The organism is Acidovorax sp. JHL-9 (assembly GCF_000426205.1).
In the GTDB taxonomy this organism is placed as follows: Bacteria; Pseudomonadota; Gammaproteobacteria; order Burkholderiales; family Burkholderiaceae_C; genus Acidovorax; species Acidovorax soli.
Genome location: NZ_AUEX01000017.1, coordinates 15,397 through 31,199, shown reverse-complemented (window position 1 = coordinate 31,199; position 15,803 = coordinate 15,397). Strand labels below are relative to the sequence as shown.

Sequence of the window (15,803 nt, the reverse complement as noted above, 5' to 3'; positions counted from 1 at the left end):
GAGCCCTGATCCGCTGGCCGCTGCGCTCCTCGGCGCATCCTGAAGGGAACCCGAGCGAACATCCCTTCGGGCCATCGCTGCGCTTGGCCCGGGCTGCGCAGCGCGTGGCGCTTGCGCCCGCGAGAGGGTGCCGAGCGCAGCGATGGCCCGTAGGTTGTTTGGATGTTCTTTTCCCACACCATCTGGCTGCGCCTGCGGCGGGGGGGTTGGGGGGTGGGGGTGGGGGGCAGTGCGCGCATGCCTCGTCAACTGACTCGCCGTAGCTGTCCGAGCGGCGCGCGCAGCGCAAAGCGAGTTCCACGGCGCACCCCGCAACCGCCCCGACGCAGGTCTGCCCCGAAGGGGTTGCAGGCTGTGGGTCGCCTTTTCTTTGCTTACTTTCTTTTGGCGAAGCAAAAGAAAGTGAGTCGGCCGCCGGGCCAAGACCCGGCCTCCGCCCTCAGCAAACAAAAACCGCACGCCCCCAAAAGTTCAAAACAACGCCCGCCAAACCTCCCCCGCATGCGACACCCCAAACAGCACCACCCCAATCAACCCACCCACCACCGTCCCATTGATCCGGATGTACTGCAGATCCTTGCCGATGTTCAACTCGATCAGTGCCGCCATCTCCTCGGCATCCCAGCGGCGCACCGTGTCCTCGATGTGCTGCGCAATGAACTGCGACACATCCGGCGCAAGCCCCTGCACCCAGCTTTCCAGCCGCAGGTTGAGCGACTGGCGCAATGCCGCATCACCCGCCAGCGAGCGGCCCAACCACGCGCCCATGGCATGCACGTTGCGCGCCACGGCCGAGTGCTCGTCGGCCAGGTCGCGCTGCAAGGCGGCGCGCATGCCCAGCCACAGGTCCTGCACATAGCGGCCCAGCGTCGCATTGGTCTGCAGGTAGCGCCGGATCTCCTCGCCCTTGCGCGCCCAGTCCGGATCGGTCTGCAGCCTGTGCACCAGCCGCTGCACGGCCGCGTCGAACTGTTCGCGCAACTGGTGCTGCGGGTTCTGCGCCACGTCGGCCAGCACGGCCTCGAGCGCGTTGGCGATCATGGCCGAGCCCTTGTCGCCCAGCCAGTCGGTGGGCAGCATTTTTTCCTTGAGCGGATGCTCTTTCTTGAGCCACTGCACGATGGTGGTAGCAATCAGCTGGCGCGTGCCCTCCTCCTGCAGGACCACGATCAGCCGCCCCAGTGCATCGTCCAGCAGTGCCTGGTGGCGCCCGTTGTGGGTGAGCGCCCCCAGCACCGTGGCCAGGGTACCCGACAGATCCACCCGCCCGATGAGGGTACGCGCCGCCTTGCGGATGAAGCGCTCCATCTGCGCATCCTGCACGGTGTCGAGGGCGGCGCTGAGCAGCCGCGCCGCCTGCTGGCCCAGCAAGCTGGCGTTGCCCGCATCGCCCAGCCATTGGGCCAGCCGCGCGGCGGGATCGTGGCGCCGCATCAGCGCCACCAGCGAGGGCGGATCGAGGAAGCGGTCGCGCACAAAGGTGGCCAGATTGGCGCCGATGCGGTCCTTGTTGCGTGCAATCACCGCCGTGTGCGGGATGGGCAGGCCCAGTGGCCGGCGAAACAGCGCCACCACCGCGAACCAGTCGGCCAGTGCGCCGACCATGGCGGCCTCGGCCATGGCTTTCACGCAGTTCAGCAGCAGACCGCGCTCCACCACGCTGGTGCCAACGAACACCACGGTCACCAGCAGCAAAAGGCCCAGGGCCTGGCGCTTGGCGCGGCGCAAGGCCAGGGCTGCGGGGTTGGCGTCTGGATTCATGCGGGCGAGCCAGCCTGCCTCGACCTCACCCCGTCAGGCAGCGGCCGCGATCTGGTCCAGCGCCTTCGACAAATGGCCCACTGTCCGCTCCACGTGGTGCCACTTGTCCAGGCCGAACAGGCCGATGCGGAAGCTCTTGAAGTCCGGCCCTTCATCGCATTGCAGCGGCACGCCGGCGGCGGTCTGCAGGCCCACCTCCATGAATTTCTTGCCGTTCTGGATACCGGGGTCGGTGGTGTAGCTCACCACCACGCCGGGCGCCTTGAAGCCTTCGGCCGCCACGCTGGGAAAGCCGCGCGATTCGAGCAGCGCGCGCACCTTGGCGCCCAGCTCGATCTGTTCCTCGCGCACCTTCTCAAAGCCATAGGCACGCGTTTCCTGCATCACGTCGCGCAGGCGCACCAGCGCGTCGGTGGGCATGGTGGTGTGGTAGGCGTGCTGGCCTTTTGCATAGCCCTCGGCGATCTGCATCCACTTCTTCAAGTCACATGAGAAGCTGGAGCTTTGCGTACCGTCGATGGCCTGGCGGGCACGCTCAGACAACATCACCATGGCGCAGCAGGGCGAGCCGCTCCAGCCCTTTTGCGGCGCGGAAATCAGCACGTCCACGCCCGTGACCTGCATGTCCACCCACATGGCGCCCGAGGCCACGCAGTCGAGCACGAACAGCGCGCCCACCTCATGGGCGGCAGCCGTCAGCGTGCGAAGGTAGTCGTCGCTCAGGATGATGCCGCTGGCTGTCTCGACATGGGGCGCGAACACCACCTTGGGCCTCTCGGCACGGATGGTGGCAGCCACTTCATCGGCCGGGCATGGCGCCCAGGGCGCCTGCGGGCCGCTGCCCTGCTGGCGCGCCTTGCAGACCACGGCGCCGCCACCCAGGCCCTTGTCGGCGTCGAAAATCTGGCTCCAGCGGTAACTGAACCAGCCGTTGCGCACGATCAGCACCTTTTGCTGGTTGGCGAACTGGCGCGCCACCGCTTCCATGCCAAAGGTACCGCTGCCGGGAACGATCACGGCGGTGGGGGCGTGATACACCTCCTTGAGTGTGGACAGGATGTCCTGCATCACGCCGGTGAAGCGCCTGGACATGTGGTTGAGCGCGCGGTCGGTGTAAACCACCGAAAATTCAAGCAGGCCATCGGGGTCGATGTCGGGCAGCAATCCGGGCATGAAAAGATCTCCATTGACGGGTTGTGATGGCGCCACCGCCCACGGGCGGCGCGCCATGGGTGGGTCGAATCAGCTTAGCACGGGCCGCAGTGCAGGCATCCGGCGCCGCATCAGGGTGCCGGATAGGTCCGGCCGCCAAAGATGCCCGTGCCCACCCGCACCAGGGTGCTGCCCGCCTGGATGGCGGCCTCCAGATCGGCCGTCATGCCCATGGAAAGGGTGTCAAAACCTTCGAGCCCGGGCTCCCCCAGGGCCAATATCTGGTCAAAAAGTCTTCTGGCGCTTGTGTGTTTTGCGAGTTGCGCCTCGAAATCAGGGGCATGGTCGGGGATGCTCATCAGCCCGCGCACCCGCAGGCGTGGCAGTTTTGCCACAGCACGCACCAGCGCCAGGGTATCCGCCGGTGCCACGCCCGACTTGGTGGGGCCGCCGTCGATGTTCACCTGAATACAGATCTGCAGCGGTGGCAGGTGCTCCGGCCGCTGGGCCGACAGGCGCTCTGCGGTCTTGAGCCGGTCCACGGTGTGCACCCAGTCGAAATGCTCGGCCACCAGGCGGGTCTTGTTGCTCTGGATGGGGCCGATGCAATGCCACTGCAGCGCGGGCGCGCATGCCCGCCCCACCGCGGCGATCTTTTCCACCCCCTCCTGGATGTAGTTTTCACCGAATGCCCGCTGGCCGGCGGCGGCGGCCTGCACCACCGATTCGGCGCCAAAGGTCTTGGAAACGGCCAGCAGCGAGACACTGTCGGGAGCCCGGCCGGCGGCAGCGCAGGCCTGCGCAATGCGGCCCCGTACCTGTTGGAGGTTGGTAGCAATCGTGGTCATAATGAGAAACAAGCGTACCAAAGAGAGGGAACCCGTGGACATTACCCAGTTGCTCGCATTCAGCGTCAAGAACAAGGCATCCGACCTGCACTTGTCCGCGGGCTTGCCGCCCATGATCCGGGTCCACGGGGATGTGCGGCGCATCAATGTCGACGCGCTGGACCACAAGACCGTTCACGCCATGGTGTACGACATCATGAGCGACTCGCAGCGCAAGACCTACGAAGAGTTTCTGGAGGTGGACTTCTCGTTCGAGATCGATGGCCTGGCCCGCTTTCGGGTCAACGCCTTCAACCAGAACCGCGGCGCCGCTGCCGTGTTCCGCACCATTCCCAGCAAGATCCTCACGCTGGAGCAGCTCAACGCCCCCAAGATCTTCGGCGACCTGGCGCTCAAGCCGCGCGGCCTGGTGCTGGTGACAGGGCCCACGGGTTCGGGCAAGTCCACCACGCTGGCAGCCATGGTGAACTACCTCAACGAAACCGAATACGGCCACATCCTCACGGTGGAAGACCCGATCGAGTTCGTGCACGAATCCAAGAAGTGCCTGGTCAATCAGCGTGAAGTGGGGCCCATGACGCTGTCGTTCGCCGCCGCACTCAAGTCCGCACTGCGTGAAGACCCCGACGCCATCCTGGTGGGCGAAATGCGCGACCTCGAAACCATCCGGCTGGCCATGACGGCCGCAGAAACGGGCCACCTGGTCTTTGGCACGCTGCACACGTCGAGTGCCGCCAAGACCATCGACCGGATCATCGACGTGTTCCCTGCCGAAGAAAAGGAAATGGTCCGCGCCATGCTGTCCGAATCGCTGCAGGCCGTGATTTCACAGACGCTGTGCAAGCTGAAAGACGGCTCGGGCCGCGTGGCCGCGCACGAGATCATGCTGGGCACCAGCGCCATCCGCAACCTGATCCGCGAGGCCAAGGTGGCGCAGATGTATTCGACCATCCAGACCAGCAACAGCGCGGGCATGCAGACACTCGACCAGAACCTTACCGATCTGGTGCGGCGCAACATCATCAGCCCTGCGGAAGCCCGCAGCAAGGCCAAGATCCCCGAGAACTTCCCGGGTTGATCGCACTCCGGCTGCCCCCCACACATCCTTCTGACAAAGCGGCAGCAGACGCCGCACACTGGAGCCATTTATGAAAGGCATTCTCAGCCTTCTGCGCCGCAACACCCGCGGGGACAAGCCTGCGGAAGATCAGACCGACTCCGTGCTGTTCTCCACGGCCTTCGCCAGCCAGGGCGTGGACGCCTCCATGCTGGTGCCCTGGGAGGCGCGTGCCGTGGAAGTGGGCGCCAAGCGCCTGCCCCCCAGCCGCGGCGGCAAGCTGCTGCAGGCCTTGTGGGCCAAGGACAAATACATGGCCCACCTCGACACGGACGCGGTGGAGCGCATGGAGCGTTTTTTCGAGTTTGCCGCCGTTCCAGCCAACCGCGACGTCATCCGGCAGGAGGAATACGGCAACTTCATGGTGGTGGTGCTCACCGGTGCCATCGCGGTGGACCGCCTTCAGCCCTGGGGCGAGCAGCTGCGCCTGGCAGAGACGCGGCCCGGAGACATCCTGGGCGAAATGTCGCTGCTCGACAGCGGCATCCGCTTTTCGGCCTGCACCACCCTCATCGACAGTGAAATCGCCGTGCTGAGCGCCGAGGCCATGGATGACATGATGACCAAGGATCCCCAGCTGGCCGCCAGCCTGATTGCACTGCTGGCGCGCAAGCTGTCGCTGCGCCTGCGGGTCGTGAGCGCCCGGCTGAGCGACAACCGGAAATGACTCCCCGTCCTGCAGACACAGCACCCCGGAAGGATCTTTGATGGAACGCGATCAGGCCAGTAAATTCATCAACGACTTGCTCAAGCTGATGGTAAGCCGCAATGGCAGCGACTTGTTCATCACGGCAGAGTTTCCGCCCGCCATCAAGGTGGACGGCAAGGTCACCAAGGTGTCGCCCCAGCCACTGACCGGCACCCACACCCTCACGCTGGCGCGCGCCATCATGAGCGACAAGCAGGTGGCCGATTTCGAGCGCACCAAGGAATGCAACTTTGCCATCTCGCCCGCCGGCATTGGCCGCTTTCGCGTGAACGCCTTCATCCAGCAAGGCAAGGTCGGCATGGTGCTGCGGACCATTCCGCTCACGCTGCCCACCATTGACGGCCTGGGCGTGCCCCAGGTCCTCAAGGAAGTGACCATGACCAAGCGCGGCCTGTGCATCCTGGTGGGTGCCACGGGTTCGGGAAAATCGACCACGCTGGCCGCCATGGTGGACTGGCGCAACGAAAACTCCTTCGGCCACATCATCACGGTGGAAGACCCGGTGGAATTCGTGCACCCGCACAAGAACTGCGTGGTCACGCAGCGCGAAGTGGGTCTGGACACCGACAGCTGGGAAGCGGCGCTCAAGAACACGCTGCGCCAGGCCCCCGACGTGATCCTGATGGGCGAAATCCGCGACCGCGAGACCATGGAACACGCCGTGGCCTTTGCCGAAACCGGCCACCTGTGCCTGGCCACCCTGCACGCCAACAGCGCCAACCAGGCACTGGACCGGATCATCAACTTCTTTCCCGAAGAGCGCCGCACCCAATTGCTGATGGACCTGTCGCTCAACCTGCGCGCCATGGTGTCGCAGCGCCTGATCCCGAGGCAGGACGGCAAGGGCCGGGCGGCGGCGGTCGAGGTGATGCTCAACACCCCGCTGATTGCCGACCTGATCTTCAAGGGCGAAGTCGCCGAGATCAAGGAGGTCATGAAAAAGAGCCGCAACCTGGGCATGCAGACCTTCGACCAGGCGCTGTTCGATGCCTACGAGGCCAATGTGATCAGCTACGAAGATGCGCTGCGCAACGCCGACTCGCTCAACGACCTGCGCCTGCAGATCAAGCTCAACAGCCAGCGCGCCAAATCAGCCGACCTGGCCTCGGGTACAGAGCACTTCGCGATAGTGTGATTGCGCTTGAAAGCCCCCTGAGTCGCCTGCGGCGCCTTCCCCCCAGGGGGACGCCACCGGTGGCCGCCGGGCAAAGCCCGCTCCACGGTGGCCCTAACGGGTGAGCGCCCCTTGCAGGCGTTCTCTTTTTTGATTCACCCCTTTTTCCTCCTCCATCCATGCCAAGCACCAACCCCCGCAACTACGACACAACCCCTTCCCGCAAGGTCGCCTTTCTGGGCCTGGGCGTGATGGGCTACCCCATGGCCGGCCACCTGGCGCTGGCCGGTCATGAAGTCACTGTGTACAACCGGACGGCGACCAAGTCGATCGCCTGGTGCGCAGAATACGCGGGCACCAAGGCCCCGCACCATGCGGCCACGCCACGCGAAGCGGCTGCGGGCGCGGACATCGTGTTCTGCTGCGTGGGCAACGACGACGACCTGCGCTCGGTGACGCTGGGCGCGGACGGCGCCTTCGCCGGCATGCAGCCGGGCGCCGTCTTTGTGGACCACACGACGGCCTCGGCCGAAGTGGCGCGCGAGCTGCATGCCGCCGCACGCGCACTGGGGCTGCACTTTGTCGATGCCCCGGTCTCCGGGGGCCAGGCCGGTGCGCAAAACGGCCAGCTCACGGTGATGTGTGGCGGCGATCAGGCCGCTTTTGACGCCGCCCGGCCGGTGGCCATGGCTTTCTCGCGGGCGTTCACGCTGCTGGGTTCCAGCGGCTCGGGCCAGCTGGCCAAGATGGTCAACCAGATCTGCATCGCGGGCCTGGTGCAGGGCCTCTCCGAAGCGGTGGCCTTTGGCAAGAATGCCGGGCTGGACATGAAGCAGGTGCTGGATGTGATCGGCAAGGGCGCGGCCCAAAGCTGGCAGCTCGACAACCGTGGCAAGACCATGGTGGACGGCCAGTTCGACTTTGGCTTTGCCGTGGACTGGATGCGCAAGGACCTGGGCCTGGTGCTGGACGAAGCCCGCCGCAATGGCTCGCGCGTGCCGGTGACCGCGCTGGTGGACCAGTTCTATGCCGACGTGCAGAAGATGGGTGGCAACCGCTGGGATACATCCAGCCTGGTCAAGCGCCTGACCTGACAGCAAGGCGCCGGGCTGTGCCGTCGCCTGCCGCCATATGCCGTTCGTTGTCAGTTGCCCTTTGACGCGGGCTGGTCGGTGGTCACGGGCGCGGGCGACTGGGTCGTGCTGGCGCGGCGCAGGTCGTCCTCAGTGATCATCTCGAACACCCGCACCACCTTGCTCACGCCGCTCACGCCGCGCGCAATTTCGGTGGCGCGCGTGGCCTCGCGCTGCGTCACCAGCCCCATCAGGTAGACCACGTTGCGTTCGGTCACCACCTTGTAGGCGCTGGCAAAAACATCCTTGGCATCCACGAAACTCGCCCGCACCTTGCCGGTGGTCAGGGTGTCGCTGGAACGCTGGCCCAGCGAAGAGTTGGGCATCACGCCCAGATCGTTCACCACCGCACGCACATTGTTGACCTCCGTCACGATCTTCTCCACCGTGGCACGGTCCTGCGCCGTCGGCACCTCGCCGGTCAGCAAGGCCTGGCGGTTGAAGCTGGTGACGTTGACATGCACACGATCGCCCAGCACCTCTCGGATGCGGTTGGCGGCACGCAGCTCGATCCCTTCGTCCTCCACCTGGGTGCCGGTGGTGCGGCGGTCCGTGGCCATCAAGCCACCCACCATTGCCCCCCCGACAACCAGAGGCGCGCAGGCAGACAGGCCTGCAGCAAGTGCAGCGGCAGCCAGCAAGGTGCAGGCCGTACGGTTCATGGTCAGCTTCATAGCGGTATTTCCTGTTCTCCAAGTAACTGGGCATCCACGCCGTCACACAGGCAGTGCAACACCAGGGCATGGACCTCGCGCACCCGCGCGGCACGGTCGTGCGGCACGCTGATCAGCACGTCGGTCTCGCGCACCATGGCAGCGAGCTTGCCGCCGGTGCGACCGCTGAGGATCACCACGGTCATGTCACGCTCGTGCGCGGCTTCGGTGGCTGCGATCACGTTCGCATCGCTGCCCGTGACGGACAGCGCCAGCAAGACATCGCCGGCCTGGCCGAGCGCGCGCACCTGGCGAGCGAATTGCTGGTCCACGTCGCTGCTTCCCCCGGCCACCGTGAGCAGGGCGCTGTCGCAGGTCAGCGCGAGCGCAGCCAGTTCGGGCCGGTCACGCTCGAATCCTGCTACGCAGAATGCCGCAAACTGCAGCGCCTCGGCGGCCGAAGGGCCATTGCCGCAGGCCAGCACTTTGCCGCCGCTGGTGACGCAGGCCAGAATGGCCTGCACGGCTGCGGCGATGGGCGTGCTGAGGGCCTGCGCCGCCTGGTATTTCAGGTCGGCACTGTCGATGAAGTGCTGTTGGATGCGTTGCTCAAGCATGGGAGCCCGATGATACCCGCGGCCTGTTATCAGTTTTGTAGCAAACCGTAGTCGTCGGCGTGGCGCACAAGGCTTTGGGTGGTCCGCGCTTATTGGGCGTCGAAGGCCGCCTTGAGCCATTGCACCGATGCATCCACCAGGATCACGTCGAAGCGGCACGGCGGTGGCGTGGACATGCGCATCAGGTAATGGCGTGCGGCAAACACGATACGCCGCTGCTTGGTGGCGCCAATGCTGGCACCGGCCCCACCGAAGGCATTGCTGGCGCGGCTGCGCACCTCGACAAACACCACGGTGCCGTCGCGATCGCGCATCACCAGATCAATCTCGCCTCCGCCGCGCCCGGGCGTCCGATAATTGCGCTCCAGCAACTTCAGGCCCCCGGCCTGCAGGCAGGCCAGCGCCTGGTCCTCGGCCGCATTGCCCCGCTGCCGCGTGGTGCTGCCACTGGCGACATCCGGGCCCGAAAGGCTCGCACGGGCTGGTTTTTTTCCAAGGAAATTCATTGAGCGCCTCTTTCGCATCTGCCCTGAACGCCGCCCGCGATGCAGCGGCTGCACAGCATTATCCGCAGGGTGCGCTGTATGTCGTGGCCACGCCCATCGGCAACCTGGCCGACATCACGTTGCGCGCGCTGCATGTGCTGCAGCTGGCCGATGCCGTTGCCTGCGAGGACACGCGCCACACCCAGGCACTGCTGCGCGCCTATGGCATCGACAAGACCAGCACGCAACTGCTGGCGGTACACCAGCACAACGAGGCCGAAGCCGCCTTGGCCGTGGTGCAGCGGCTGCAGCAGGGCCAGCGCATTGCCTACGTGAGCGATGCCGGCACACCGGGCGTCAGCGACCCCGGCGCACGCCTGGTGGCCGCCGTGCAGGCGGCCGGCCTGCGCGCCCTGCCGCTGCCGGGCGCCAGCAGCATCACCACGGCCTTGAGCGTGGCGGGCGCCGTGGCGCACAGCACGGAAAGCGGGGGTTTTCTCTTCGCCGGCTTTTTACCGGTGAAGCATGCCGAGCGGGCCACTGCCGTGCAGCAGCTGGCCAGCGAGCCCCGCTGCGTCGTGCTGCTCGAAGCCCCCCACCGCATTGGAGAGCTGGCCCAGGCGCTGTCGGTACTGGGGGATCGCCCGGTCACGCTGGCGCGCGAGCTCACCAAGCAATTCGAAGAAATCGCCACCCAGCCGGCCCGGGATCTGACGGCCTGGCTGGAAGGCTCGCCCCAGCGTTCGCGGGGTGAATTCGTGGTGCTGCTGCACCCCACGGCGCCCACCACCGACGACAGCGACAGCCTGCGCGTGCTGCGCCTGCTGCTGCGGGAACTGCCCCTCAAGACCGCCGTGCGCCTGGCTGCGGAAGTGACGGGTGCATCCCGCAACAGCCTGTATGACACCGCACTGGCGTGGAAACGCGGAACGCCCGAAAGCGGGGACGAATGAAGCGCTCTGGATCGAATATGCCTGTAGCAATTAATTCATCAGCGCATCCAACCATTACCTCACGAGCACTCTCGCTCCGCCTCGGTGCCGCTGATCAAGGTGCGCAAACCGCCAGCCCCGCCGCAACGCCACCCAACAGATCGCCTTCGACCTGCGGTGTGTCAGGAAACGCCACGCGCAGCGCCTGGCGCAGCGGGCGCAACGCCGACGATCCCCCGGTGAGGTAGATGGCCTGCAGATCCTGGGGCACCAGCCCGGCCTGCTGCAGGCATTCGGTGGCGCAGTTCACCACCTGTTGCAAGGGCCCGGCAAGGTGGCGGGCCAGGCCGTCGGGGGTCACGAGTGCGTTCAGACCCGGCTCCACCCAGTCCAGCGCCATCGGCGCCTCCGCGGCATCGACGGACGCCGCGATCTTGGCCTGCTCCACCGTGTTGGCCAGGCGATGACCCAGACGCTGGTGCAGCACCGTCATCAGGCGATCATGCAGCTGGGGCTGCGCATAGTCGGGGCGCAGGGCCTGCGCATCGCGCAGTGCCCGCGGCGCATACAGCCACTGGATCAGGTGCCAGGTCGCCAGGTCGAAGAACACCCGGCTCGGCACCTCGCGCCCCGCAGGCCCGGTGTGGCCCAGGCCCAGCAGGGGCATCAGCAGTGCCAAGCTCAAGCGCCGGTCGAAATCGGTGCCGCCGACATGGACACCGGTAGTGGCCAGAATGTCACGGCTGCGATCGGTGCGCGCCCGCCGGTCCGGCCCCAGGCGCACCACGGTGAAATCAGAGGTACCACCGCCAATGTCCACCACCAGCACCAGCGATTCGCGCTCGATGCGCTGCTCATAGTCCAGCGCCGCGGCAATGGGCTCCAGCTGGAACGCGATGTTCACGAACCCCGCGTCCTGCGCGGCCTGCCGCAGGGCCTCTTCGGCCTGCCGGTCCCGCGAGGCGTCACCATCCACGAAGTGCACGGGCCGCCCCAGCATCACCCGGCCCGGCATGCCACCCAGGGTTTCACGCGCCTGGCTGGCCAGCATGCGCAAGAACAGGCTGATGATGTCCTGGTAGCTCACCAGCGCGTTGTGCACCGCCGTCTTCTCCTGCAGCAGCGAACTGCCCAGCAGGCTTTTGAGCGAACGCATGAGCCGCCCTTCAGTGCCGGCAAGATACTGCTCCACGGCATCGCGCCCATAGTGGGTGCTGTGGTCTTCGGCATTGAAGAACAGCGCCGTCGGCAAGGTGTTGCTCTCGCCTTCCAGGCGCAACATGCGCGCGGGCGAATCCCCCTGGCGCACGGCCATGGCCGAGTTGGAGGTACCAAAGTCAATGCCCAGGGTCGTGTCGGTCAGAACTGCCATCGTGAAAATAGAGAGATAGAGAGCGAACCGGAATGACGGCCGCCTCGGACATACGGAACGGCGACTTCGTGCCACATCGCCGGTACTGGCGTGCGCCCCCAGCCTCTGCAAGCCCGGAACGCCAATAGGAAAAGCCCTTGATCCTTACGAACCAAGGGCTTTGATTTCTGGTGGCCTGGGACGGAATCGAACCGCCGACACAAGGATTTTCAATCCTCTGCTCTACCGACTGAGCTACCGGGCCTGAGCCTTAAATTATATACCTAAATTTCTGAGCAAATCACCAACGATCCCAAGATTAATTCCGCTTTCCGCGACCGAGATCCACGCCCAATTGGCGCAGCTTGCGGTACAGGTGGGTGCGCTCGAGTCCGGTTTTTTCTGCGACACGGGTCATGGAGCCGCCTTCGCGGGCCAGATGGAATTCAAAGTAGGCTTTTTCGAAACCGTCGCGGGCTTCACGCAGGGGGCGATCCAGATCGAACCCCTGATGCGCGTGGGGGCCGGACTCTCCCAGCATGGCGGTGGTGACGATCGGAGCGGGCACAAAGCCGCCCTCCATGGGAACCACGGCGGGCTGCTGGGTGGCCACGGGAGCCAACTGCTGGGCGGCGTTGCGTGCCAGCCCCTGTTCCACCGCCTTGAGCAGCTTTTGCAAGGTGATGGGTTTTTCAAGGAACGAGAAAGCGCCGATCCGCGTGGCTTCCACGGCGGTATCTATGGTGGCGTGTCCACTCATCATGATGACGGGCATGGTGAGCGCTCCAGCCGTGGCCCATTCCTTCAACAACGAGACGCCGTCTGTGTCCGGCATCCAGATGTCCAGCAACACCAGGTCGTACGCACCTGCCGCACGCGCCACGCGCGCCTGTGTGGCGTTCTCGGCGAGGTCCACGCTGTGTCCCTCGTCATTCAGGATTTCCGACAAGAGGTCACGAATACCGAGTTCGTCATCAACCACCAGAATGTTTGCCATGTATATGAAACGCCTTGGATGCTGCAGTGGGTGTTGTTATGACACCACCGATGGGTAAGTGGCGAATGATAACGACACTTGCGCCCCCCGCACCACGCCGTCGTCCAGCCGGTTGGACAACTCGATCCGGGCACCGTGCTCGTCGGCAATCTTCTTCACCACGGCTAGGCCCAGCCCGGTGCCCCGTGGTTTGGTGGTGACATAGGGTTCAAATGCCCGCTGCAGAATGTGCGCGGGAAAGCCTGGGCCACTATCGGTCACGGTCAGGCGAACGCGGTGCGATGACTCGCTCCAGCGGGTGCTGATACGCACCGGCAGCATCGGCTCGGAGCCCCCCGCACGAGCCTGCACGGTGGCGTCCTGGGCATTTTGCAGCAGGTTGTGCACGACCTGGCGCAGCTGCTGTGCGTCGCCGGCAATCGGCGGGCAACGCAGATCCAGCTCGGATTCCACGGGGACCGTGGCGTTTTCGGCCCCATACAGATAGAGCACGTCGGTCACCAGCACGTTCAGGTCCAGCGTTTGCAATTCGGCAGCGGGCAGGCGTGCATAGTCGCGGAACTCGTTGACGAGCCGCTTCATCGCAGCCACCTGCTCCACGATGGTCCGGACCGACTTGGTCAAGATGGCCTGCTCCGGCGCCGGCAGCTTACCGGTGAGCTTCATTTCCAGGCGCTCGGCAGACAGCTGGACGGGGGTCAGGGGGTTCTTGATCTCATGGGCCAGGCGCCGTGCCACCTCACCCCAGGCCTGGGCACGCTGGGCCGAAACAATTTCCGAAATGTCGTCAAAAACCAACAGCCGCGACGCATCTGGAAGCTCGGCACCCCGCATGACCAGGCTTGTCGCGTGGTGCGCAGTGCCACTGGCGGAGCCATGCAGTTCAAACGGTTGCTGCCAATGGTCCAGTCCGTGGTGGTGGAGATCACCCAGGAATTCATCGAACTGCTGTTGCACTGTCGCGGCAAAAGCGGCCAGCCCCGGCACCGCTGCCAGCGGCTGACCTGCGTAGGCCGCCATGGGGGCGCGCAGGATGCGCGTGGCGCCCGGATTGAAGGACAGGATGACGCCTTGCCGATCGAGGACGACCACACCTGCGGTGAGGTTGTCCAGGATGGTCTGCAGCTTGGCACGCGCTGCATCCACCTCGCCCATGCTCTGCTCCACCGCCCCCTGCGCGTCCGCAATCTGCTGGGTCATGGTAGCAAAGGAGCGCGTGAGTCCGTCGAGCTCATCCTTGCCCTGCAGGGCGGCCTTGGGGCTGAGATTGCCCGCCGCCACCTCCCGCACCCCCTCCGCGAGCACCAGCAGCGGTCGCACCAGCTGGTTGCCCAGCAATACGGCCAGAAGAACGGCGCCAAAAACGGCCAGGAACAAGCCCAGCGTCAGGGTGCCCACATACATGCGGCGAAGGCCCTCGCGGGCCAGGGCCCGTTCCTGGTATTCCCGATTGGCTTCCTGCACCGCCAGCGCATTGGCCACCAGTGCCGGCGGCAGGGGCATGGTGACCTGCAAAAAACGCGGCTCCAGCAGCAGGCCCACGCTGGGGCTGGCGACCAGCGCAAACACCTTGACCCGGGCGCTCTGCGCGGCAGCAGGGTCGGTAATGTCGTCCAGCCCCTCGATCTGGGCCAGGGTGCGCTGCTGGCGCACCATGCGCAGCTGCGCTGCGCCAGGGCGCTCCGGGCTCAGGCGGAAACGCGACTGGCCGGCACTGGCAACGGCATGCCCGGCGGCACTCCACAAGATCACGTCGCTGGCGGAAAGCTGGTCGCGGATGCGCTCCAGCACCAGCCCGGCTGCGGCATCGGGCACCTGGGCCAGCTGCACGCTGGCGGAGCGCGCCTTGCTGGCCATGTCTTCGGCCATGGAGTCGAGGGACACCCGTGCCAGATTCACGCCCGCCACCAGGGCCCCCTCCACCTTCACATCAAACCAGCTTTCAATGGACCGGGTGACAAACTGGTAAGACACCACATAGATCAGCAGCCCGGGCAGCAGGCCCACCAGTGCAAAGATGGCGGCCAGCTTGACCAGCAGACGGCTGCCGAAGCGCCCGCGCCGCAGCCGCACGGCCAACCGCACGCCCACCCACGCCAGCACCGCCAGCAACAGCACGGCCACCAGCACGTTCACCCCGAACAGCCAGGCGTAATTGCGCTCGTAGAGCGCCCGGTTGTTGGTGGCCAGCGTGAGCATGAAAAGCAGCACCATGCCAATGGCCGACATGATGGCGGCGCCCACCCCGACGGTCCAGCGTACCGCCCGCGACTGCCGCCCCAACGCCTGAGTCGACGCCGATTCTGCAGAAAGTTTGCGCTTGCTCACCGTGCGTTCTCCGGCGCCAGGCGCTGGTTCCGGGCGACCGCCAGGCTCCAGCCGGCGCTGCCCACCGCCCCGATCTGGAGGGGACGTGGCAATTGCGTCATGTCCAGCCGAAACCGGAAATTGACGGTGTGCACGGCATCTGCATCAACTTCACCATCCTCCGCAATCTTCCAGCGCGAAATTCGCTGCATGGCCGACACGGCATCGCGCAGGTCGTCAAAATTCTGTCCCAGCGCCACCCCCAGCCCGGTGTTCGCAAACGGCACGGGCGACGTGCTCAGACGCCAGCGCCGGGTCAGGGGCTGATAGTTCAGGCGCAGATGGCGGGTGGCAGTGGCCACCTGGCGGTCTGACCAGTACCAGCGCTCCCGCAGCACCTGTGCTTCGACCACAAAGAACATCGGAAGGCCCTTGTAAAGAGCGTCTTCGGCCAGTTCGGGCAGTGCCAAATGCAAGCTGGCGCTGAGGTACACACCATCGTCCGTGCGCTCCAGGCGCAGATCGGTCACTTCGCTCGCATGCGATTGCGCCTGCACAGGCAGCGGCCAGGCCAGCATGCACAGCCAGGCGAACACCCAACAAAAGATCGAGCGGACCATGCGGCGC

Annotated in this window: 15 protein-coding genes and 1 tRNA gene; 5 read left to right on the top strand and 11 right to left on the bottom strand. The window is 65.6% G+C overall.

Annotation, left to right across the window (positions count from 1 at the left end):
• Nucleotides 1-471: 471 nt before the first annotated feature.
• The 3 genes from K225_RS0112340 to K225_RS0112330 all read right to left on the bottom strand — a co-directional run bounded on the left by K225_RS0112340 (nucleotide 472) and on the right by K225_RS0112330 (nucleotide 3,761).
• On the bottom strand, nucleotides 472-1,761 hold the full coding sequence (locus tag K225_RS0112340; protein WP_026436705.1) for a DUF445 domain-containing protein: 1,290 nt from the start codon (nucleotides 1,759-1,761) through the stop codon (nucleotides 472-474).
• A gap of 33 nt (nucleotides 1,762-1,794) precedes the next feature.
• Nucleotides 1,795-2,934 (bottom strand): aminotransferase class V-fold PLP-dependent enzyme, encoded by a 1,140-nt coding sequence (locus tag K225_RS0112335; RefSeq protein WP_026436704.1) that lies wholly within the window; start codon nucleotides 2,932-2,934, stop codon nucleotides 1,795-1,797.
• A gap of 110 nt (nucleotides 2,935-3,044) precedes the next feature.
• Nucleotides 3,045-3,761 (bottom strand): YggS family pyridoxal phosphate-dependent enzyme, encoded by a 717-nt coding sequence (locus K225_RS0112330; protein WP_026436703.1) that lies wholly within the window; start codon nucleotides 3,759-3,761, stop codon nucleotides 3,045-3,047.
• A gap of 34 nt (nucleotides 3,762-3,795) precedes the next feature.
• On the opposite strand from K225_RS0112330, the gene K225_RS0112325 reads away from it, so the two are divergent.
• The 4 genes from K225_RS0112325 to K225_RS0112310 all read left to right on the top strand — a co-directional run bounded on the left by K225_RS0112325 (nucleotide 3,796) and on the right by K225_RS0112310 (nucleotide 7,795).
• A complete protein-coding gene (locus K225_RS0112325) occupies nucleotides 3,796-4,839 on the top strand; it encodes a type IV pilus twitching motility protein PilT (RefSeq protein WP_026436702.1) in 1,044 nt (347 codons plus the stop codon).
• A 70-nt stretch (nucleotides 4,840-4,909) separates the two neighbouring features.
• Nucleotides 4,910-5,545: a Crp/Fnr family transcriptional regulator gene (locus K225_RS0112320; protein ID WP_026436701.1), complete on the top strand. Its 636-nt coding sequence runs from the start codon at nucleotides 4,910-4,912 to the stop codon at nucleotides 5,543-5,545.
• 40 nt (nucleotides 5,546-5,585) lie between these two features.
• The gene (locus K225_RS0112315) at nucleotides 5,586-6,722 is read left to right on the top strand and encodes a PilT/PilU family type 4a pilus ATPase (RefSeq protein ID WP_026436700.1); all 1,137 of its coding nucleotides are present in this window, start codon (nucleotides 5,586-5,588) and stop codon (nucleotides 6,720-6,722) included.
• Nucleotides 6,723-6,880: 158 nt separating this feature from the next.
• Nucleotides 6,881-7,795 (top strand): NAD(P)-dependent oxidoreductase, encoded by a 915-nt coding sequence (locus tag K225_RS0112310; protein WP_026436699.1) that lies wholly within the window; start codon nucleotides 6,881-6,883, stop codon nucleotides 7,793-7,795.
• A gap of 50 nt (nucleotides 7,796-7,845) precedes the next feature.
• On the opposite strand, the gene K225_RS0112305 is transcribed toward K225_RS0112310, so the two are convergent.
• The 3 genes from K225_RS0112305 to K225_RS0112295 all read right to left on the bottom strand — a co-directional run bounded on the left by K225_RS0112305 (nucleotide 7,846) and on the right by K225_RS0112295 (nucleotide 9,610).
• Nucleotides 7,846-8,508 (bottom strand): BON domain-containing protein, encoded by a 663-nt coding sequence (locus K225_RS0112305; RefSeq protein WP_026436698.1) that lies wholly within the window; start codon nucleotides 8,506-8,508, stop codon nucleotides 7,846-7,848.
• Nucleotides 8,505-9,104, bottom strand: coding sequence for an SIS domain-containing protein (locus K225_RS0112300; RefSeq protein ID WP_026436697.1), 600 nt, complete (start codon nucleotides 9,102-9,104; stop codon nucleotides 8,505-8,507). Before K225_RS0112300 ends, K225_RS0112305 begins: the two co-directional genes overlap by 4 nt.
• Nucleotides 9,105-9,193: 89 nt before the next feature.
• On the bottom strand, nucleotides 9,194-9,610 hold the full coding sequence (locus tag K225_RS0112295; RefSeq protein WP_026436696.1) for a YraN family protein: 417 nt from the start codon (nucleotides 9,608-9,610) through the stop codon (nucleotides 9,194-9,196).
• Here K225_RS0112295 and rsmI point away from each other — a divergent pair.
• Nucleotides 9,610-10,542, top strand: a complete 933-nt coding sequence (gene rsmI, locus K225_RS0112290; protein WP_026436695.1) for a 16S rRNA (cytidine(1402)-2'-O)-methyltransferase — start codon at nucleotides 9,610-9,612, stop codon at nucleotides 10,540-10,542. The genes K225_RS0112295 and rsmI overlap by 1 nt on opposite strands.
• Before the next feature lie 94 nt (nucleotides 10,543-10,636).
• On the opposite strand, the gene K225_RS0112285 is transcribed toward rsmI, so the two are convergent.
• The 5 genes from K225_RS0112285 to K225_RS0112265 form a co-directional block, all read right to left on the bottom strand.
• Nucleotides 10,637-11,893: an Hsp70 family protein gene (locus tag K225_RS0112285; protein ID WP_026436694.1), complete on the bottom strand. Its 1,257-nt coding sequence runs from the start codon at nucleotides 11,891-11,893 to the stop codon at nucleotides 10,637-10,639.
• A gap of 168 nt (nucleotides 11,894-12,061) precedes the next feature.
• Nucleotides 12,062-12,137 (bottom strand) — tRNA-Phe (locus K225_RS0112280).
• 54 nt (nucleotides 12,138-12,191) lie between these two features.
• A complete protein-coding gene (locus K225_RS0112275; RefSeq protein WP_026436693.1) occupies nucleotides 12,192-12,869 on the bottom strand; it encodes a response regulator in 678 nt (225 codons plus the stop codon).
• A 36-nt stretch (nucleotides 12,870-12,905) separates the two neighbouring features.
• Nucleotides 12,906-15,197, bottom strand: a complete 2,292-nt coding sequence (locus K225_RS0112270; protein ID WP_026436692.1) for an ATP-binding protein — start codon at nucleotides 15,195-15,197, stop codon at nucleotides 12,906-12,908.
• Complete coding sequence (locus tag K225_RS0112265) at nucleotides 15,194-15,796, bottom strand: DUF4390 domain-containing protein (RefSeq protein WP_034712591.1); 603 nt, start codon at nucleotides 15,794-15,796, stop codon at nucleotides 15,194-15,196. The genes K225_RS0112270 and K225_RS0112265 overlap by 4 nt, the downstream gene beginning before the upstream one ends.
• Nucleotides 15,797-15,803 lie beyond the last annotated feature (7 nt).

Coding starts and splice junctions, on each gene's coding strand:
- K225_RS0112330 (WP_026436703.1), bottom strand. CDS start 3,761: ATGACCACGATTGCTACCAACCTCCAACAGGTACGGGGCCGCATTGCG.
- K225_RS0112310 (WP_026436699.1), top strand. CDS start 6,881: ATGCCAAGCACCAACCCCCGCAACTACGACACAACCCCTTCCCGCAAG.
- K225_RS0112275 (WP_026436693.1), bottom strand. CDS start 12,869: ATGGCAAACATTCTGGTGGTTGATGACGAACTCGGTATTCGTGACCTC.
- K225_RS0112300 (WP_026436697.1), bottom strand. CDS start 9,104: ATGCTTGAGCAACGCATCCAACAGCACTTCATCGACAGTGCCGACCTG.
- K225_RS0112265 (WP_034712591.1), bottom strand. CDS start 15,796: ATGGTCCGCTCGATCTTTTGTTGGGTGTTCGCCTGGCTGTGCATGCTG.
- K225_RS0112295 (WP_026436696.1), bottom strand. CDS start 9,610: ATGAATTTCCTTGGAAAAAAACCAGCCCGTGCGAGCCTTTCGGGCCCG.
- K225_RS0112315 (WP_026436700.1), top strand. CDS start 5,586: ATGGAACGCGATCAGGCCAGTAAATTCATCAACGACTTGCTCAAGCTG.
- K225_RS0112285 (WP_026436694.1), bottom strand. CDS start 11,893: ATGGCAGTTCTGACCGACACGACCCTGGGCATTGACTTTGGTACCTCC.
- K225_RS0112340 (WP_026436705.1), bottom strand. CDS start 1,761: ATGAATCCAGACGCCAACCCCGCAGCCCTGGCCTTGCGCCGCGCCAAG.
- K225_RS0112320 (WP_026436701.1), top strand. CDS start 4,910: ATGAAAGGCATTCTCAGCCTTCTGCGCCGCAACACCCGCGGGGACAAG.
- K225_RS0112335 (WP_026436704.1), bottom strand. CDS start 2,934: ATGCCCGGATTGCTGCCCGACATCGACCCCGATGGCCTGCTTGAATTT.
- K225_RS0112305 (WP_026436698.1), bottom strand. CDS start 8,508: ATGAAGCTGACCATGAACCGTACGGCCTGCACCTTGCTGGCTGCCGCT.